Source organism: Hymenobacter sp. 15J16-1T3B (genome assembly GCF_020711235.1).
GTDB lineage: Bacteria > Bacteroidota > Bacteroidia > Cytophagales > Hymenobacteraceae > Solirubrum.
In genome coordinates this window covers 159,542-178,145 of record NZ_JAJFAV010000003.1, presented here as the reverse complement: position 1 = coordinate 178,145, position 18,604 = coordinate 159,542, and the positions used below count along the sequence as shown (strand labels likewise).

The following is an 18,604-nucleotide window of genomic DNA, read 5'->3' as shown; positions in this document are numbered from 1 at the left end:
GCCCGAAATGTACTATTTTCGTCCCCCGTGGCCCAACGGGGCCACCGTTCAGGTGGCTGCATTCCCTTCTTTTCCCGCCGTTTTTGAGCCCGCAGATGGCCCAAACCCTGAACCTTACCATCACCGCCGACGTGCTTACGCCCGCTGAACTCAGCGCCGACGAAGCCCGCTGCTGGCAGGCTGCCCAAGCCGCCACCGACCACGCCTACGCGCCCTACTCGCACTTCCACGTGGGCGCCGCCCTGCTGCTCGACGACGACAGCATCGTGTGGAACACCAACCAGGAAAACGCTGCGTACCCCTCGGGGCTGTGCGCTGAGCGCACGGTGCTCTTCGGCCTGAACAACCAGCCCGGGCGCACCGTGAAGCTCATGGCCGTGGCCGCCCGCCCCCAACACGGCGACTTTGTGGCCGTCACGTCCTGCGGCGCTTGCCGCCAGGTAATGCAGGAATCCGAAAGCCGCCAGGGCCAGGCTATTCCGCTGCTGCTGCCGGGCCCAAACGGCACAATCTGGCGCTTCCGCAGCCTCACCGACCTGTTGCCCTTCCAGTTTATGTCGGACGTGCTGCCGGCCCGCGGCTAACTCCAACGGGCGGCGGGCGGTTATTGCGCCGCCGCCCGTTTTGCCCGCTATGGACGTTCACGAACACCGCCTGCAGGTGCCCCGCACCGCCCGGTATTTCCAACTCGGCGAGTTGGCCTCCGCCCGCCGCCTGTGGGTGGTTTGCCACGGCTACGGCCAGCTGGCCAGCTACTTTATCCGCCATTTCCGCTCGGTCGTCGAGCAGGTGCCGGGCACGGTGGTCGTGGCGCCCGAGGGCCTGTCCCGCTTTTATCTGCAGGGCAACGGCGGCCGCGTGGGCGCCACCTGGATGACCAGCGAAGACCGCCTCACTGAAATCGAGGACTTTTCCGCTTACCTCGACGCGCTGCTCCAGCGGCTGCTCGCGCAAGCCCCGGCGGATGTCGAGCTGTGCGTGCTGGGCTTTTCGCAGGGCGCCACCACCGTCAGCCGCTGGCTGCTGCGCGGCGGCCGCACGCCGGCCCACCTCGTGCTCTGGGCCGGCACTTTCCCCGCCGACGTCGACCCGGCTGCCGCCGCAGCCCTACTGACGCGGATTCCGCGCCTCAGCTTCGTGTGCGGCGACGGCGACAGTTACCTGGCCGAGGACCGCGTCGACGAACAGCTGGCGTTGTTGCGCAGCCACGGCGCCCAGCCGCACATGGTGTGGTTTGAGGGCCGCCACGAGCTAAAGCCGGCCGTCCTGATCCAGCTCGCTCAGCAAGCGTAAAAACAAACAGCCCGCCGAGAGGCGGGCTGTTGTACGGTGGCGCAAGCGTGCCGCTCGCGGCCCGTCTAAATGGGCTGTTTAACAATGGTAGTGGCTGCGGCCTGCGCCCCGGCCAGGATGGTAACTTCCGAAATCGTCACGTGCGGCGGGCGCGTCACTATGAACTGAATCACCTCGGCCACGTCTTCCGGCTTGAGCGGCTCGAAGCCCTGGTACACCTTGGCGGCCCGCTCCTCGTCGCCCTTGAAGCGCACCTGCGAAAACTCGGTTTCCACTGCACCGGGGTTCACCTCGGCCACCCGGATACCCAGGCTGATCAGGTCCAGTCGCATGCCCTTGCTGAGCGAGGCCACGGCGGCCTTGGAAGCGCAGTACACGTTGCCGTTGGCGTAGGCTTCGTGCCCGGCAATGGAGCCGATGTTGACGATGAAACCGCTGCGGCGCGCGCGCATCACCGGCAGCACCGCGTGGGTCACGTTCAGCAGCCCGCGCACGTTGCTGTCCAGCATCAGGTCCCAATCCGCGGGGTCCCCGTCCTGAATCGGGGCCAGCCCGTGGGCGTTGCCGGCGTTGTTGACGAGTACGTCGATTTCCTGGAATTCGGCCGGCAGGCTATCCACGGCTGCCACGGCCGCCGCCCGGTCGCGCACGTCAAAGGTCAGCATGTGCACCGGCGCCGGGGCCAGCGCGGCGGCCAGTCCCTCCAGCCGCTCCCGCCGCCGTCCGGTTATCACCAGCCGAAAGCCCGCCTGCGCCAGCGCCACGGCCGTAGCCCGTCCGATGCCCGACGAAGCGCCGGTTACAAGTGCTGTTTTCATGTTCAGAAACGGTTAAACGGCTGAATGGCCAACTGGTCGGTTGTTCTGACGACGCCAGAACCCGCAACCACTCAGCCATTCAGCCACTTGCCAATTACAAATTATTCAAACGTGAAGTAAAACGTCACCGTGTTGGTGCGGATGCGCTGGAAGCTGCGCGAGTACAGGTCCGGGGCGCCCGGCTGGGCCAGGTTGGTCAGCCCGTGCGAGAACCGCAGCTCGGGCGCGAACTTGAAGAAGGGATAGAACATGTCCAGCCCCACCCCATACTCGATGGCGAAGTCCGAAGTGCCCACCTGCATCTGGTTGCGCTCCGGGTCGCGGCGGCGGTTGCCGATGTTGAAGCTCTGCCGCACGCCCCCCACCAGGTAGGCCCGGGTGTTGCGGCGCCGGTCCGACTTGAATTTCACCAACAACGGCAGATCCAGCTGCGTCGAGCCGATTTCCTGGTTGTTGATTTCCTCCGTGACGTTGCCCACGGCCTTGAATTCCACCTGCCGCGTCAGAAACGACACGCCCGGAATAAAGCGTAGGTTCCAGTGGTCGGCCAGGCGCACGTCGTTGACGAAGCCCACCGAAAAACCGGGGTTCACCTTGGCGTTGGCCGCAATGCCGTTCCCGTTCCGAATCCGGTCTGCGTAGTACTGCGAGTGTTCCAGCCGGTAGCGCGACAGGTTCAGTCCGATGTTGAAGCCTGGCCGGTACCACCGGTCGTCGTAGCCCGGCAGGTTGTTCACCGTCACGGACTTTACCTGCCCGTTTTTGCCACGCTTGGCTTTGGTGTAGCTTTTGTTCTGAGCCAGGGCCGCCGTGGGCAGCCCCAGCAGCAGCAACGCCAGCAGGCGCAACGTTACTTGGTGGCGGTGTAAATGGAGCTGATGCCGAAGGTGAGCGGTTGCCATTGGGGAGAAGTAAATCCGACCTCGCGCAGGATGGTCAGAAAATCCGGACCGTCGGGAAAAGCCTGCACCGATTCGGGCAGGTATGTGTAGGCCGCGCGGTCCTTGGAAATCAATTTGCCAAACACCGGCAGAATGTGCCGGAAGTAGAAGTTGTAGGCCTGTTTGAAGGGAAATTTCCGGGGTTTGGAAAACTCCAGAATCACCACTTTGCCGCCCGGTCGGAGCACGCGCTGCATTTCGGCCAGGCCCTGCCGCAGGTTTTCAAAGTTACGCACCCCAAACGAAGCCGTCACCGCATCGAAGGTGTTGTCCGCAAAAGGCAGGTTCTCGGAGTCGCCGAGTTGCAGCTCCACGCGGTGGCCGAGGCCCCGGTCGCGCACCTTGCGGCGGCCCACCTCCAGCATGCCCTCCGAAATATCAACGCCCGTCACGTGGGCCTGCTCACCGAGCTTGAGCGTTTCGAAGGCAAAGTCTCCGGTGCCGGTGGCAATGTCGAGGATGCGGCTTGGGTGCAGGGCTTTCAGCTCGCCCACGGCTTTGCGCCGCCAGTAGATATCGGTGCCGGCGCTCAGGAAGTGGTTTAGGAAGTCATACTTCCCCGCGATGCTGTTAAACATCTGCGCTACCTGGGTCTTCTTGTCGGCGGAGTCGTCTTTGTAGGGTACTACGGTCATGGCGGTGGGCGTACAAACGGCCAAAGGGGCCGCAAATTGCCCAATTAGAACGGTTAGGTCCGCATAATGTTAAAAAAAAGCGGGTCGGACCCCTGGTCCGACCCGCTTTTGGCGGTGCCCGAGTAGGTAAGGCTACTCGTTTTTGGTTTTCACCTTGGTCTTGTCACCGGCTTCGTCCTTGGCTTTGCCGTCCAGTTCCCCGTTTTTGGTCGTGGTCTTGGTCTTGGCGCCGCTGGCAGCTTCGGTTTTCACTTTCACTTTGTCGCTGTCCTCGTCCACCTTGGTTTTCACCTTGGTGCCGTCGGCGGCTTTCACCTTGGTTTTGCCAGGCTGCAGCGGAGCGGCCGTGCCCGACGAGGTGCCAGTCGTCGTGGTGGTTGTCGAGGTACCGGTGGTCGTGGTGCTAGCACCCGCGCCGCCGGCCGGAGCCGACATCACGTCGTTGATGGTCTGGCCTTCCTTCAGAATCGGTTTGAATTCCACGCGGCGGTTGAGCTGCATGTTCTCCGGCGAATCGTTCGGGGCAGCCGGACGACGCTCACCGTAGCTCACGGTCACCATACGCGTCTGCGTCACGCCGTTCTTCTTCAGGTAGTTGAAGGCCGAGTTGGCACGGTTCTGACCGAGTACCATGTTGTACTCGTCAGTGTTACGCGAGTCGCAGTGGCCCTCGATGGAGATGTTCAGGCCGGGGTTGGCCTTCATCACGCCCGCCACGTTGTTGAGCTGCTTTACCGACTCCGGACGCAGGTTGTACTTGTCCGTGTCGAAGTAAATCGGCTTCATGTTCACGCCTGCCAGCGAGGTCGTGTCCACGTACGGGATGTAGAAGTTCTTGGTGATGGTAGTCGAGTCGTTCGTTACCACCGGCACGGCAAACTCCTCGGTCGTGATGTTCTTGCCGTCTTTCGACAGCGCCACCTGGTACGAACGACCCGACAGCACGTTCACCTGGTAGCTGCCCGAGTCGGGCTTGGTCACGTCGCGGAAGCTGATAACTTCTTTCGAAGCGGTCTGCCCGTTAAACACCAGTTCTACACCCGGAATAACCGTCGTGGAGTCGCGGGAGGAGAAGACCTTGCCCTTGATGTTGACGTTCTTGATGTAGTTGATGGTGTAAATGTCCTTCTCGCCGTAGCCGCCGATGCGGTACGAGGACAGGTAGGCGTACGAACCATCGGGCGACAGACGGTAGTAGGTGTCGTCGTCCGGGGTGTTCACCGGGTAGCCCATGTTTTCGGGGCGGCCCCAAGCGCGGGCGGCCTCATCCCAGGTCGACTTGAAGATGTCGTAACCGCCCATGGTGTTGTGACCACGCGAGGCGAAGTACAGGGTCTTGCCGTCGCGGCTCAGGTACGGGCTGTCGTCGTCGTACTTGGTGTTGATCTGGTTGCCAATGCTCTTGGCCGGGCCCCAGTCACCGCCGGGCTGACGCGTGGAGTAGTAAATATCCAGCGTGTTGTCCTCCGAGTACTTGCTCGTCGAGAAGTAAATCGTCAGGCCGTCCGGCGTGATGTAGGCATCCGACTCGAAGGCTTTCGAGTTGATGTTGCCGTTCAGCTTCTTGGGCTCCGACCAGTCAGCGCCGGTTTTCTCCGAGTAGAAGATGTCACCGTTTTCGTCGTTGCGGTACATCAACAGCTTGGTGTCGTTGTCGAACACCTGAATGGAGGCGTCGTGGCCTTTGCCGTTGAGCGAGCCCGACAGCGAGCGGGGCTTCTCCCACTCGTCTTCGCCCAGGCGCTTCGACTCGTAGATGTCCTCGTAGTACTCGCCGTCGGCCGCGACCTTGGCTTTGCCGCTAGGGGCGGTGTTGTTCGGGTCGGCACCGCGGGCTTCGCCCGAGCGCGAGGTGAACAACAGCACTTTGTCGTCGGCCGAGATTACCGGGCTGTGCTCCGAGTAGGAGGTGTTCACCGTGGGCCCGAGGTTCTTCACGAAGATGTCCTTGGGCGAGTTGAACTGAATCTTGGCGTTTTTGGCGTGCTGAATCAGCTGGGCCAACTGGGCTTTGCGGGTGTCCTTCTTCTTCAGCGTCGCGTTGTACGCTTGGAAGTGGGCAATGGCCTCGTCGAAGTTGTAGTTCAGGTGGTCAACGCGACCCAGCCAGTACTCCACATCTTTTGACACCTTCGGCTTGAGCTTCTGGGCTTTGTAGATGTAGTCGCTGGCTTTTTCCTTGTCGAACGACATGTAGGAAATGCCGGCGCGGAACAGCGCCAGGGCGTTATTGGGGTCTTTGGCCAGTACTTGCTCGTAGTAAGGAATGGCGGCGCGGTAGTTCTCCTGGTCAAAGAACTTATTGGCGGTCTTGAGTTGCTTTCGGGTGCCTTGGGCCATCGAAGGCTGAGCCACCGCAGCAGTCAGGGCCATTGCCACCGAAGCCTGTAGTAACCTTCTGACGAAGTTGTCCATTGGAAGGGGAGTTTGGAATATGGAGTTGCAGAGAAGGGTTATGCGGTGCTTTGCGTACTCCCGAAAAACGGGGCTAGGGTTAGCAAAAGCGTCCCTATATACTTAAAAGCCGCATTAAGGTTAGTAGCTGTCGGGGAAATTTGCGGCCCCCAGGGCATTTTGCTAAAAAACCCGTGGCGCAGCCAGCCCCCGCAGCAAGGCCGAAAAACCGGATTTACCGCGGGCAAAGATAAAAATTTTATAATACGACCTTCGTCGTATCCTATCCAGAGCATAGCAGAGCCTTAAGGGTCAGTTATTTTGCCGGTCGCAAAAAAGTTTCAAAAACCCACTAGGAGCCGCACAAATATAGAAGCACAATAATAATAGCAAGGGGCGCAGCAAAAAATTTAATACGAACCCAGAAAAAATAGGACTTATAATCTCTAATTCCCCACGCCGTACTTTTGCGGTGGTAATTCACCTCATTTTTAGGTTCGGTAAAATATGCAGATCCGCGACGCTCGTTTTCTGACCAGCAACACCGAGGTGGCCAAGTGCCCTGCGCCTACGCTGCCCGAATACGCCTTCATCGGGCGCTCCAACGTGGGTAAATCCTCGCTGATCAACATGCTGACGGGCCGGTCGGCGCTGGCCAAAACGTCGTCGTTGCCAGGCAAAACGCAGTTGATCAATCATTTTATTATCAACGACGACTGGTATTTGGTCGATTTGCCGGGCTACGGCTACGCCCGCGTCAGCAAAGAGTCGCGCGCCAAATGGGGAAAAATGATTTGGGCCTATTTATCCAAGCGCGAAAACCTGAGCTGCGTATTCGTGCTCATCGATTCGCGGTTGCCCCCGCAGGCCGTTGACCTGGAGTTTATTGAGGAACTGGGCGAGCGGGGCATTCCCTTTGTGCTGGCCTTCACCAAGGCCGACAAGCAATCGGCCGGCAAAACCCAGCAGAACGTGGAAGGCTTCCTGGCCAAAATGGGCGAAACCTGGGAGGAGTTGCCGCGCTGGTTTGTCACCTCGGCCTCGGCTCGGGAGGGGCGCGACGAAGTGCTGGCCTTTATCGACGAGGTCAACCAGCAGGTACGCGAAACGAACGGGAATGCGTAGATTGGCAGCGTAATTGCCAGGCCGGAACGCGCGCTGCGCAGTCGTTTTGTTTCCTTCTCTTTTCCACCCCTCCTCACCATGAAAAAGACCACCTTCACGCTGGCGCTGGGCCTGTCGGCGCTGGTTGCGCTGCCCGCCCTGGCCCAGCAAAAAGTGAAAGTGAAAACCGAAGGCACCGCCCCGGCCCCCGAAATGGCCCCGGCGCAAGACCCGGTCACCAAAATTGCTACGGCCGCGCCCAAGGCCCTGCCGGTAGCGGAATACTACGAAGGCGGGCAGGAAGCCCTGAACGCGTTCATCGCCAAGGAGCTGAAGTATCCGCTGATGGCCCGTCGCAACCGCATTCAGGGCACCTGCATCGTGAGCTTTACGCTGACCCCGGACGGCACCCTGAGCGGCGTGAAGCTTGTGAAGCAAGTGGGCGGCGGCACCGGCGAGGAAGCCCTGCGCTTGGTGAAGCTGCTGCAATTCAAGAAGCCCGAATACCCCATCCTGACCAGCCTGCCCATCGTCTTCAAGTTGGGCGCTGCCGGCTCCAATACGGTGGCCGAATAACCCCGCTTTTTTCTCACTTACCATTCCCCGCTTATGCCCTACGACCTGAGGGAAATTGCCGCCATCAGCGGCATGCCCGGCCTCTACCGCCTCGTGCGCCCCGCCAACAACGGCGTGCTGGTGGAAACTCTGGACCCGCAGGCGCGCCGCTCCGTAGCTTCGGCCCGCAACAAAGTTTCGCTGCTGCACGAAATCAGCATCTACACCGAGGACCCGGACTACACGGTGCCGCTGACGGAGGTGTTTGACCGCATTTACCAGAAATACGGTCAGCAACTGCCCGTTACCAACAAGTCGGCCGACGCGGAGCTGAGCAGCTTCCTGGGCGACATCATTCCCGATTACGACCGGCAGCGCGTGTACCTCTCCGATATCAAGAAACTGGTATCGTGGTACTCGGCCGTGAGCAGCCGCCTGCCCTACCAAGCGGCCGAAGCGGCCCTGGGCGACGAAGCCGCTACGCGGGCGGAAGAAACCGACCCGAGCACCGACACGCTGAGCACGGCCGGCGCGGTGCCCAACCAGTCGGCGGCTGCCGACGACGACGCGGCGGGCAGCCCCGAAGCCGCCACGGACGACAAGCCCAAACGCAAGACGAAGAAGGCCGAGTAATTGGCCGGAACGCCCAAAAAAAGCCCCGCTGAATCGTCAGCGGGGCTTTTTTTATTTCCAGAGTAGGTGCTTACGCCTCGCGGGCGGCTACGGCTTCGGCGGGCTCGGGCGAGAGGAAGGACTCCGCTTTGTCGACCAGCTCCGTCGAGCCAATGTAGAGCGGGCAGCGCTGGTGCAGCTCAGTGGGCTCGATTTCCATTAGACGCTTGTGGCCGTTGCTGGCCTTGCCGCCGGCTTGCTCCACGATGAAGGCCAGGGCGTTGCACTCGTACATCAGGCGCAGCTTGCCGTTGGCGGCTTTGGCCGTGGCCGGGTAGATGTAGATGCCGCCCTTGAGCAGGTTGCGGTGGAAGTCGGCCACCAGAGAGCCGATGTAACGGGCCGAAAACTGCTCGTCCTTGCAGTACTGGATGAACTGCTTCACCCCGTCGGAGAAGGAATTCCAGCTGCCCTCGTTGATGGAGTAGATGTTGCCGGTTTGCGGGGTGGTGATGTTGGGGTGCGAGAGGAAGAATTCCCCCAGCGAGGCTTCGTAGGTGAACCCGTTGACGCCGGCGCCGGTAGTGTACACCAGCATGGTGCTCGAGCCGTAAATCACGTAGCCGGCGGCCACTTGGTGCACGCCCTTCTGCAAGCAGTCTTCCTGGGTGCCCTCCTGCCCGATGGGCGACTGGCGGCGGTAAATCGAGAAGATGGTGCCGATGGAGACGTTGACGTCGATGTTGGAGGAACCGTCGAGTGGGTCGATGGCTACCACGTACTTGCCCTGGTTTTTGCCGGTCTGAATCATGTCCTCGTCCTCTTCGGAGATGACCGTGCAGACTTCGCCGCCGTTGCGCAGGGCGCGGATGAAGCGGATGTTGGCAATGACGTCGAGCTTCTGCTGCTCCTCGCCCTGCACGTTTTGCTGGCCGTAGGCGCCGGTGATGTCAATCAGGCCCGAGCGGTTGATTTCGCGGTTGACGATTTTGGCCGCCAGCGCGATGTCGCGCAGCAGTTGGGACAACTCGCCGGTAGCGTAAGGAAAGTCCTCCTGCTTGCGCATGATAAACCGGTCGAGGGTGGTGCCGACCGGCAGCGCGAGGCGGTCCTGGTGATGATCCATAGCAGTGGGAAAGTGAGAAAAAAGCGGGAACAGGGGGTAACAAAACTACGCCTTTTCGACCCGCTTTCTACTTTTGGCGCATGCAATCTTCGCTGCCGCTCCGCGTGTATAAGTTCGGTGGTGCCTCCGTCAAGGACGCCGCCGCGATAAAAAATCTGCAACATATTCTGGGGCAGAACCCTGATGGACAACCGCTTCTGGTGGTGGTTTCGGCCATGGGCAAGACAACCAACGCGTTGGAGCATATTTTTCATCTGGCGCACTCGGGCCAAGACTATTCCGCGCCCCTCACGGAGCTGCGCCGCTTCCACGTGGAAGTCGCCCAGGGTCTGCTGCCCGACGCTGGGCTGAACGACGACGGCGTGCCCGCCTGCGGCCAGGGCAGCGGGGCGCTGCACCACCTGCTGCAGGAGCTCGGCGACCGGCTGGCCACGCTCTCGAAGGGCGAGTACGACCGGCAGTACGACCAAGTGGTGAGCTTCGGCGAGCTGCTGGCCACCTGCATCGTGGCTGCGGCCGTGGGGGCCGAGTGGCTGGACGTGCGTCCGCTCATCCGCACCGACCACGCCTGGCGCGAGGCCCGCGTGGACTGGGCCACCACCGAGCGCAACGTGCGCGAGCAAGTGCCGCCGCGGCTGAAGCGCGGGGTGGTGCTCACCCAAGGCTTCCTCGGCGGCACGGCTAGCGGACAAACCACCACGCTGGGCCGCGAGGGGAGCGACTACACGGCCGCCATCCTCGCCTACTGCCTCGGGGCGGAGTCGGTGACCATCTGGAAGGACGTGGCCGGCCTGCTCAACGCCGACCCAAAAATCTTCCCCGACACGGTGCGCTACCCCGAAATCAGCTACCAGGAAACCATCGAAATGGCGTACTACGGAGCCTCGGTGATTCACCCCAAGACCATCAAGCCGCTGGCCGTGCGGCGCATTCCGCTGTACGTCAAGTCGTTTGTGGACCCCGCGGCCGAGGGCACCAAGATTCACGACTGCAAGCACGGCACCTTAGCCCCGGCGCTGATTCGCAAAACCGATCAGTGCCTGGTGTCTTTCGAATCCAAGGACCTCACGTTCATCTCGGAGGAAAACCTGGAAGTTATTTTCGGCACGCTGGCCCAGGTGCGACTAAAAATCAACCTGATGCAAAACTCGGCCATCAGTTTCTCGGTGTGCACCGACTGGCACGAGTACCGCCTGCGCAAGCTGTTGGAACAGTTGCGCGAGCAGTTCACCATCTACTACAACACCGGCCTGGAGCTGTATACCATCAAAAACTACACCCCGGAGGCCATCAGCCAGCTGACGCAGGGGCGGGAGCTGCTGCTGGAGCAGCGCACCCGGCAGACGTTTCAGTTTGTGGCGCGGGCGTAGTGTTACCACGCCGGTAGCACCGACTGTCATTGCGAGCAGGCACGACAGAGCAATCCTTCCTCCAAGCAGCAACGCCGCTACAATTTCTACTACCCCAAAAAACCGCCCGAAACTGCCTATGCCAGTCTCGGGCGGTGATGTTTTTGGCTGCTGTCAGCAGTAGCGTCGTGCTGCGAGAGGTAGGATTGCCGCGCTTCTCTCGCAATAACGGCCAGCGCTACCGCGTGCCGGCTCACCCTCATCTGCTGGTGCTACCGATGCGTCAACTGCCGCGGACTGGGCGCGCCACCCGCTTTCCTGATACATATCAGCGAGCCGCGGCAAACCTTTTTGGGCCCGTTCGGCTTATAGACGTACTTTTGCTGCGGAGAATCATTCCTATCTGTGAGTACGTCCACCCTCCTGCCCCTGCCCGACCGTGACCAGCTGCACCAGCGCCTGACCGAGGCCGGGCTGCGCGCCACCCAGCAGCGCATGGTGATTTTGGAAGCCCTGCTGACCTTGCCCGGCCACCCCACGGCCGAACAGGTGTTTCGCCGCGTGCGGCCGGCGCACCCCACCATTTCGCTGGGCACAGTGTACAAGGCCCTGGATTCCTTCGTGGCCGCGGGCCTGCTCAAGCGCGTAGCCGATGCCGACGGCACCCGCCGCCGCTACGACACGGATTGCACCAACCACCACCACTTGGTCTGCCAGGACACGCAGGAAATCATCGATTACTGCGACCCGAAGCTGGATCAGCTGTTGCAGGAATTCTTTGCGGCCCGGGGCTTCGAGCATTTCCAGCCCCACTCCTTCTCCTTGCACATTACCGGCGTGCGCAAGTGAACCCCGCTGACCTGAAAGCCTTTGCGCGGACCGTTACGCCGGCCGGCGTGCATGGGCTTGCGTATACCCTGCACTCAACCGCACCGCTTAACTGTCCCACCAACCTCAAACAACCCCTTTTTCACTCAACCCCATTACCATGGCAGTTCTCGTAGGCAAGCGTGCCCCCTCGTTCAAAGCTACCGCTGTTATCGACGGCGAATTCGAAGAGGATTTCTCGCTCGACCGTTACCTGGGCAAGAAGCACGTCATCTTCTACTTCTACCCGGCCGACTTCACGTTCGTTTGCCCCACCGAAATCATTGCCTTCCAGGAGAAACTGGAAGAGTTTGAAGCCAAAGGCGTAGCCATCGTGGGCTGCTCCACCGACTCGCACTTCTCGCACTTCGCTTGGCTGAGCACCCCGCGCGACAAGGGCGGCATCGAAGGCGTGACCTACCCGCTGGTGGCCGACGCGACCAAAACCATTGCGGCCAACTACGACGTGCTCGGCGGCCACTACGACTACAACGAAGCCGGCGAAATGACTTTCGTGGGCTCGCCCGTAGCCTACCGCGGCCTGTTCCTGATCGACAAGGACGGCATCGTGCGCCACCAGCTGGTGAACGACGGTCCGCTGGGCCGCAGCATCGACGAGGCCATGCGCCTGGTGGATGCCCTGCAGTACTTCGAGAAAAACGGCGAAGTGTGCCCCGCCAACTGGGAAGAAGGCAAAGAAGCCATGTCGGCTACCCGCGAAGGCGTGGCTAGCTACCTGGCCAAGCACGCTTAGTATGCCCCAGCAAGGCGTTTGCTGACTTATAAGCCCCGGCCAAATTGGCCGGGGCTTTTTCGTTTTCGCCCCCGGCACGTGATTCCGGCGGGCTAGCTGCTAATTTTGCGGCGTTTCCGCTCAGCCGCTGCTTTGTTGCGCCGCGGCTTTTCCCCCGCTCGACCTTCCCGAGCCCTAAGACTTTCCCACGTTGGTTTTCCTTTATTCCCTCGCCCTGCACCTTTACGGCCTGCTGCTGCGCCTCGCGGCGCCCTTCGTGCCGAAAGCCCGGCAGTGGGTGGACGGCCGCCGCAACTGGCGGCCGCGGCTGCAGGCCCGCCTAGCCGACGACGCGGCCCCGCGCATCTGGCTGCACTGCGCCTCGCTGGGCGAATTTGAGCAGGGCCGGCCGCTGCTGGAGGCCCTGCGCCAGCAGTACCCCGGCCACCGGCTGGTACTGACCTTCTTTTCGCCTTCGGGCTACGAGGTGCGCAAGGACTGGCCCGGCGCCGACTACGTGTTCTACCTCCCGCTCGACACGGCGGCCAACGCCCGGGCTTTCGTGGCGGCGGTGCAGCCCGCGCTGGCCATCTTCGTCAAGTACGAGTTTTGGTACCACTACCTGGCCGAGCTGAAGCGTCGGCAGGTGCCCACCATTTGCGTATCGGCCATTTTCCGGCCCGAGCAGATATTTTTTAAGCCCTGGGGGGGCTTTTTCCGCCGGGTGCTGGGCCAGCTCACGCACCTCTTTACCCAGGACGAAGCTTCGGCCCGCCTGTTGCGCGGCATTCACATTACGCAGGTAACGGTGGCCGGCGACACCCGCTTCGACACGGTGGCGGCCACAGCCGCGGCGCCGGCCCGGGAGCTGCCCATCGTGGCCGCTTTCACCGCCGACGCGGCCCCGGTGCTGGTGGCCGGCTCGGTGTGGCCCCCCGACGTGGACGTGCTCACCTCCAGCCTGCAGCGCCACGCCGACGAGCTGCGCATAGTTGTCGCCCCGCACGAAATCAACGAGGCGCACCTGCAGCAAGTAGAAGCCGCGCTGCCCGGCCGGGTGGTGCGCTACTCCCGCGCCGACGCCGCCACCGTGGCCCAGGCCCGGGTGCTGCTCATCGACAACATTGGGCTGCTGCGTGAGCTGTACCGCGCCGGCGACCTGGGCTACATCGGCGGGGCCTTCGGCAAAGGCCTGCACAATACGCTGGAGGCCGCCGCCTTCGGCCTGCCCCTGCTCTTCGGCCCGCGCTACGAGAAGTTTCGCGAGGCCCGCGACCTGGTGGCCCAAGGCTCGGCCTTCGTGGTAACCACCGCCGCCGAAGCGGAGGCCCGCCTGACCCCGCTCCTCGCCGACGCGGCGCGGCGCGCCGAACTGGGCCAGCGCGCCCGGACCTACGTGCAGCGCGAGGCCGGCGCCACGGCGCGCATCCTGCGGGCAGTTGGTGAATTTGTAAAATTGTGAAGTTGTGAATTACTCCTTTCCTACTGAGTCAGCTTCCTCGCCTGCTCTCATTGATTTCACCATTTCACAACCTCACAACTTCACCTTTGCCGCATGACCGGAACCGTCGTCAAATCCACCGGCTCGTGGTACGTGGTGCGCGACCACGCCACCCAGCAACTGCACCGCTGCCGCCTGCGCGGGCGCTTTAAGCACAAAGGCCTGAAGGTGAGCAACCCGCTGGCCGTGGGCGACGTGGTGGACTTTGAAACCGACCCCGACGGCGACGCGGGCACCGGCGTCATCGACCACATCGAGCCGCGGCGCAACTACATCATCCGCCGCTCGGTGCACAAGGCCGAGCACAGCCATATCGTGGCGGCCAACATCGACCAGGCGCTGCTTATCGTCACGCTGGCCTCGCCGGCCACGTCGTTCGGGTTTATCGACCGGTTCTTGGTCACGGCGGAAGCCTACAGCATTCCGGCTACGCTGGTGTTCAACAAGGTCGACCTCTACGAGGAAGAGCTGATGGAGTACCTCGGGCAGATTCAGAACATGTACCAGCGCACCGGCTACCCCACTCTGCGCTCCTCGGCGCACACCGGCGAAGGGGTGGCCGACATCGAAGCCCTACTCGAGGGCAAAACCACGCTGCTGTCGGGCCACTCGGGCGTGGGCAAGAGCACGCTCATCAACGCCTTGGTGCCCGATCTGGAGCTAAAAACCGCCGAAATCAGCGAGTATTCCGACAAGGGCCGGCACACCACCACGTTTGCCGAAATGCTGGAAGTGCGCCCCGGCACCTACCTTATCGACACGCCCGGCATCAAGGAATTGGGGCTGGTGGACATGAAAAAGGCCGAGCTGGCCCACTACTTCCCCGAAATGCGCGCCCTGCTCGGCCAGTGCCGCTACCACAACTGCCGCCACGTGGAGGAGCCGGGCTGCGCCGTGCGCGAGGGCGTGGAAAAGGGCCGCATTGCCCTGCCCCGCTACGACAGCTACCTGAGCATGCTCGCCGACGAGGACAACCGCCGCTAGCCGGCAACCCCGCCCCCGCCGCTTGCGAATACGTCAGCACGGCCCTCTTGTGGCGCTGACGTATTCCATGAAGCACAACATTGCCTTCGTTGGGCTGGGCCGCATGGGCCAGGCCATGGCCACCAATCTGCTGCTGGCCGGCCACAACCTCACCGTTTACAACCGCTCCCCGGACAAGGCCGAGGCCATGCGCGCCCGCGGGGCCCGGGTCGCCGAAACGCCCGCCGATGCCGCGCGCGAGGCCGAAGTGGTGTTCAGTATGGTCACCGACGACGAGGTGCTGCGCGAGCTGACCACCGGCGACAACGGCATCCTGGCCGGCCTGCCCAGCGGCGCCGTGCACGCCTCCTGCAGCACCGTGGCCCCCGCGACAAGCCAGGAACTGGCCCAGGCCCACCAGGAGCACGGCTCGCACTTGGTGGCCGCGCCGGTGTTTGGGCGGCCCATCGTGGCGGCCAACGGGCAGCTGTGGGTACTGCTGGCCGGTGCTGCCGAGGCCAAAGCCCGCCTAGCCCCGCTGCTGCCTTCGTTTAGCCAAGGCACGTTCGACCTCGGCGAAGACCCGGCCGCGGCCAACGTGCTCAAGCTTTGCGGCAACTTCATGCTGGGCGCCGCCATCGAGGCCATGGCCGAAGCCTTCACCCTGGCCGAAAAAAGCGGCCTGAACCGCATGGAGGTGTTTGAAATCCTGACCACCACGCTCTTCAACAGCCCCGCCTACCGCACCTACGGCCGCATGGTGGCCGAGGAGGATTACCAGCCCGCCGGCGCCGCCCCGCATTTGCTGGAGAAAGACCTTAAGCTGACCCTGTCCGAAGCCCGCAGCCACCAAGTGCCCATGCCCGTGGCCCACATCATCCTCGACCACCTCACCGCCACCGTCACCCGCCACGCCTCCCCCGACGAAGACTGGACATCCTTCGCCCGGCGCATCTCCGAAGGCGCCGGGCTGCACCGGTAGCGGCCCCGTCATCATTTGGCGTACGCCCAGCCGCTACCGGCACCGCTGCTGCCGATGAGGCGCTAACGCTTTATATGGTAGCCCACTAACGACCAAGCGCAGCCACCGTGCCCGCAGGATTGGGCATTGGTGGCTGCGCTTGGCCGTCAGTGCAAGGAAGATCCTTTCGCGCTGCTCAGGTTGGCGAATGGGGCTGGTTGCTGGCCTTACTCGCTGGGCGGCAGCAGCACCTTGTCGATGACGTGGATGATGCCGTTTTTCGACACCGCGTCGGGCGTGGTCACTTTGGCGCCGTTGACGGTGATGTTGTCGCCCTGCACGCTGATTTTCAGCTTATGGCCTTCCATCGTAGTAATTTCTTGCCCGTCGCGCAGGTCGAGGGCCAGCAGGCGGCTCTGGATGATGTGGTAGCCGAGCAAGCCGGTGAGGTTTTCCTTGCTTTCGGGCTTGAGCAAGCCGGCCATGGCCCCGTAGGGCAGGCCCTTGAAGGCCGCGTTGGACGGGGCAAACACCGTGTAAGGTCCGTCGCCAGCCAGTTTGTCGGCCACATCGGTTTTGCGGGCGGCGGCCAGCAGTTGGCTTAGCTCGGGCGTGGCGGCCAGGTTCTCGGCCAGAGTTTTGTCGGGAGTAAGGAGCTTGCCGCCCACTTCCACCCCGCCGGTTTTGCCCATGCGCAGCGAGTCGGAGCTGGCGTTGGGGTCGTAGGCAGCGGAATCGGCCGCGGCCACGTCGGCGCCGTCGGGGTTGGTGGTTTCGGGCTGGGAGTTGCAGGCGGCCAGCAGCGGCAGCAGGGCCAGCAGGGGCGTAAAGCGAATGCGCATACGGGAGTCGAATTGAAGCGGTAAAGCTAGCAGACGCAAGAGCCGGCGGCAAGGTTGGGCCCGGCTCATCCGCTCGGCACCCGCGCTACGGCCCAGACGCGCAAAAGCCCGGCCTGCGGACAGACCGGGCTTGCCGTGGGTCCTCAAACCAGCCTCGCAGCTTAGAGCTTGGCCGGCAGCAGCACTTTGTCGATGACGTGGGTCACGCCGTTGCTCGATACCACGTCGGGAATGGTGACGGCGGCGCCACCTACCATCACGTTGCCGTCTTTCACGCTCACCTTCAGCTTTTCGCCTTCTACCGTAGTCAGTTCCTGCCCGTCCTGCAGGTCGGCGGCTTTGAGGGCACCGGGCACCACGTGGTAGGTGAGCACCTTGGTGAGCTTGGCCTTGCTTTCAGGCTTGAGCAAGCCTTCCACCGTGCCGGCGGGCAGAGCTTCGAACGCGGCGTTGGTGGGGGCAAATACCGTGAACGGGCCCGCGCCCTTCAGCGTCTCCACCAGTCCGGCGGCTTTCACGGCGGCCACCAGCGTGGTGTGGTCCTTGGAATTCACCGCGTTGTCAACGATGTCCTTGTCGGGGGTCATCATGGCTCCGCCCACCATCACGCCGGTAGCGGCCGGCGCAGCGGCCGAGTCCATCGGGGCGGCCGTTTCCGTGGTGGTTTGGGTTGTGGTGGTGTCGGTGGTTTCGGCAGTTTTGTTGTCGCCGCAGCTGCTCAGGGCCAGCGGGGCAGCTACGGTCAGCAGGGCCAGAGCAGCGGTGGTCAGGGTCTTTTTCATTGCTTGGAAAGAAGGGGTTTGGAAAGTGGAGTTGGCGGCCGGCCCGCCGGCGGCAAGCGGCCAGGTTGCAGCACCTTACGAAGCTCGACGGCACCCCGGATTTACGACCCGCCGTAAATGGCTACTTTTGCAGCCGCGCCGGCCCCCGGGCTGGCACTGGTTCACGTTTCCCCACAGTCCCTCATTCCATGAAAACTGCCGAAATCCACACCAACAAGGGTGTGATGAAAGTCGAATTCTTCGAGCAGGATGCTCCCGGCACCGTGAAGAACTTCACCGACCTGGCCCAACAGGGCTTCTACGACGGGCTGAAGTTCCACCGCGTCATTCCGAACTTCGTCATCCAGGGCGGCTGCCCCAACTCGCGCGACGGCGCCAAGGGCACGCCCGGCACCGGCGGCCCCGGCTACAAGATTCCCTGCGAATTAACCGGCAACAACCAGTACCACGACCGCGGCGTGCTCTCGATGGCCCACGCCGGCCGCAACACCGGCGGCTCGCAGTTCTTTATCTGCCACTCGCGCGACAACACCGCCCACCTCGACCGCAACCACACCGTGTTCGGCAAAGTGGTGGAGGGCCTGGACATCATCGACCAGATCCGCGCCAACGACACCATCGAGAAAATTGTGGTGCAGGACGACCAGGCCTAAGGGCCTGTTGCTCGCGTCAGCAAAAAGCCCGCAGCCGGAAACGGCTGCGGGCTTTTTGCTGGTCCCAGCGCGAAGGCCAAAAAAAATGCCCTCCCGCCGACCGGTATCGACGAGGAGGGCAACGCTGGCCGCCGACCGGCGGAAGAGCAAACGGCGGCAGCAGCCATTCCCTTCTGCTGACGCCGCATCCGCGGTCGGGGCAACCAGTAGACTTAGCGCTTCTGGAAAATCCAGCGGCAGCCGGGCTGGTACTTCTTGTACACCGGGCGGTGCATCCCCGTCTGGCCGCGGCGGCCGAAGCGGGCCGGGCGGGCCGCGGCGGCGTCCAGCGCGGGCAGCAGCGCCACCACCAGGAAAAACGAAGCGAGGCGGGCGAGGACGGTGGCTTTCATAAGAGCGGCTGAAAAAGCGGTTTGGAGGAGGTGCGCGGGCCGTTGTGCCCGTTCGACATGACAAAGGTGCGCTGGCCCGCCCC

At 62.7% G+C, this 18,604-nt stretch carries 20 protein-coding genes; 12 read left to right on the top strand and 8 right to left on the bottom strand.

Annotated elements, in window-relative coordinates:
• The first annotated feature begins 95 nt into the window (after window positions 1-95).
• Window positions 96-584, top strand: a complete 489-nt coding sequence (locus LJ737_RS06680; RefSeq protein ID WP_227763941.1) for a cytidine deaminase — start codon at window positions 96-98, stop codon at window positions 582-584.
• A gap of 49 nt (window positions 585-633) precedes the next feature.
• A complete protein-coding gene (locus LJ737_RS06675) occupies window positions 634-1,293 on the top strand; it encodes an alpha/beta hydrolase (protein WP_227763939.1) in 660 nt (219 codons plus the stop codon).
• Window positions 1,294-1,358: 65 nt separating this feature from the next.
• On the opposite strand, the gene LJ737_RS06670 is transcribed toward LJ737_RS06675, so the two are convergent.
• From LJ737_RS06670 to LJ737_RS06655, 4 genes are all read right to left on the bottom strand, one after another.
• Window positions 1,359-2,111, bottom strand: a complete 753-nt coding sequence (locus LJ737_RS06670) for an SDR family NAD(P)-dependent oxidoreductase (protein WP_227763937.1) — start codon at window positions 2,109-2,111, stop codon at window positions 1,359-1,361.
• Between the two features lie 101 nt (window positions 2,112-2,212).
• Window positions 2,213-3,013, bottom strand: a complete 801-nt coding sequence (gene porT / locus LJ737_RS06665) for a type IX secretion/gliding motility protein PorT/SprT (RefSeq protein WP_227763936.1) — start codon at window positions 3,011-3,013, stop codon at window positions 2,213-2,215.
• On the bottom strand, window positions 2,962-3,687 hold the full coding sequence (ubiE, locus tag LJ737_RS06660; RefSeq protein WP_227763934.1) for a bifunctional demethylmenaquinone methyltransferase/2-methoxy-6-polyprenyl-1,4-benzoquinol methylase UbiE: 726 nt from the start codon (window positions 3,685-3,687) through the stop codon (window positions 2,962-2,964). The genes porT and ubiE overlap by 52 nt, the downstream gene beginning before the upstream one ends.
• 132 nt (window positions 3,688-3,819) lie before the next feature.
• Complete coding sequence (locus LJ737_RS06655; RefSeq protein WP_227763932.1) at window positions 3,820-6,102, bottom strand: OmpA family protein; 2,283 nt, start codon at window positions 6,100-6,102, stop codon at window positions 3,820-3,822.
• A 486-nt stretch (window positions 6,103-6,588) separates the two neighbouring features.
• Between LJ737_RS06655 and yihA the strand changes: the two genes are divergently transcribed.
• The 3 genes from yihA (at window position 6,589) to LJ737_RS06640 (ending at window position 8,373) form a co-directional block, all read left to right on the top strand.
• Window positions 6,589-7,206, top strand: coding sequence for a ribosome biogenesis GTP-binding protein YihA/YsxC (yihA, locus tag LJ737_RS06650; RefSeq protein WP_227763929.1), 618 nt, complete (start codon window positions 6,589-6,591; stop codon window positions 7,204-7,206).
• Between the two features lie 78 nt (window positions 7,207-7,284).
• Window positions 7,285-7,761, top strand: coding sequence for an energy transducer TonB (locus tag LJ737_RS06645; RefSeq protein ID WP_227763927.1), 477 nt, complete (start codon window positions 7,285-7,287; stop codon window positions 7,759-7,761).
• Between the two features lie 33 nt (window positions 7,762-7,794).
• Window positions 7,795-8,373, top strand: coding sequence for a DUF5606 family protein (locus LJ737_RS06640; protein ID WP_227763924.1), 579 nt, complete (start codon window positions 7,795-7,797; stop codon window positions 8,371-8,373).
• 70 nt (window positions 8,374-8,443) lie between these two features.
• Here LJ737_RS06640 and fbp read toward each other — a convergent pair whose 3' ends face one another.
• Entirely contained in the window at window positions 8,444-9,478 is a 1,035-nt protein-coding gene (fbp, locus tag LJ737_RS06635; RefSeq protein WP_227763922.1) for a class 1 fructose-bisphosphatase, read from the bottom strand.
• Window positions 9,479-9,558: 80 nt separating this feature from the next.
• Here fbp and LJ737_RS06630 point away from each other — a divergent pair, with 80 nt between their 5' ends.
• The 6 genes from LJ737_RS06630 to LJ737_RS06605 all read left to right on the top strand — a co-directional run bounded on the left by LJ737_RS06630 (window position 9,559) and on the right by LJ737_RS06605 (window position 15,873).
• Complete coding sequence (locus tag LJ737_RS06630; protein ID WP_227763920.1) at window positions 9,559-10,848, top strand: aspartate kinase; 1,290 nt, start codon at window positions 9,559-9,561, stop codon at window positions 10,846-10,848.
• A 384-nt stretch (window positions 10,849-11,232) separates the two neighbouring features.
• Window positions 11,233-11,676, top strand: a complete 444-nt coding sequence (locus LJ737_RS06625) for a Fur family transcriptional regulator (RefSeq protein WP_227763919.1) — start codon at window positions 11,233-11,235, stop codon at window positions 11,674-11,676.
• A gap of 139 nt (window positions 11,677-11,815) precedes the next feature.
• A complete protein-coding gene (locus tag LJ737_RS06620) occupies window positions 11,816-12,448 on the top strand; it encodes a peroxiredoxin (RefSeq protein WP_227763917.1) in 633 nt (210 codons plus the stop codon).
• A gap of 190 nt (window positions 12,449-12,638) precedes the next feature.
• The gene (locus LJ737_RS06615) at window positions 12,639-13,889 is read left to right on the top strand and encodes a 3-deoxy-D-manno-octulosonic acid transferase (protein ID WP_227763915.1); all 1,251 of its coding nucleotides are present in this window, start codon (window positions 12,639-12,641) and stop codon (window positions 13,887-13,889) included.
• Between the two features lie 93 nt (window positions 13,890-13,982).
• Complete coding sequence (gene rsgA / locus LJ737_RS06610; protein ID WP_227763914.1) at window positions 13,983-14,912, top strand: ribosome small subunit-dependent GTPase A; 930 nt, start codon at window positions 13,983-13,985, stop codon at window positions 14,910-14,912.
• 67 nt (window positions 14,913-14,979) lie between these two features.
• Window positions 14,980-15,873, top strand: a complete 894-nt coding sequence (locus LJ737_RS06605; RefSeq protein ID WP_227763912.1) for an NAD(P)-dependent oxidoreductase — start codon at window positions 14,980-14,982, stop codon at window positions 15,871-15,873.
• 206 nt (window positions 15,874-16,079) lie between these two features.
• Here the strand turns inward: LJ737_RS06605 and LJ737_RS06600 are convergent, their stop codons facing one another.
• Complete coding sequence (locus tag LJ737_RS06600) at window positions 16,080-16,694, bottom strand: fasciclin domain-containing protein (protein WP_227763910.1); 615 nt, start codon at window positions 16,692-16,694, stop codon at window positions 16,080-16,082.
• Window positions 16,695-16,855: 161 nt separating this feature from the next.
• Window positions 16,856-17,335 carry a fasciclin domain-containing protein gene (locus LJ737_RS06595; protein ID WP_227764458.1) on the bottom strand — a complete coding sequence of 160 codons (480 nt, stop codon included), beginning with the start codon at window positions 17,333-17,335 and terminating at the stop codon, window positions 16,856-16,858.
• Window positions 17,336-17,664: 329 nt separating this feature from the next.
• On the opposite strand from LJ737_RS06595, the gene LJ737_RS06590 reads away from it, so the two are divergent.
• A complete protein-coding gene (locus tag LJ737_RS06590) occupies window positions 17,665-18,129 on the top strand; it encodes a peptidylprolyl isomerase (protein WP_227763907.1) in 465 nt (154 codons plus the stop codon).
• Window positions 18,130-18,341: 212 nt separating this feature from the next.
• Here LJ737_RS06590 and LJ737_RS06585 read toward each other — a convergent pair whose 3' ends face one another.
• Window positions 18,342-18,521 carry a hypothetical protein gene (locus LJ737_RS06585; protein ID WP_227763905.1) on the bottom strand — a complete coding sequence of 60 codons (180 nt, stop codon included), beginning with the start codon at window positions 18,519-18,521 and terminating at the stop codon, window positions 18,342-18,344.
• Between the last annotated feature and the right edge of the window lie 83 nt (window positions 18,522-18,604).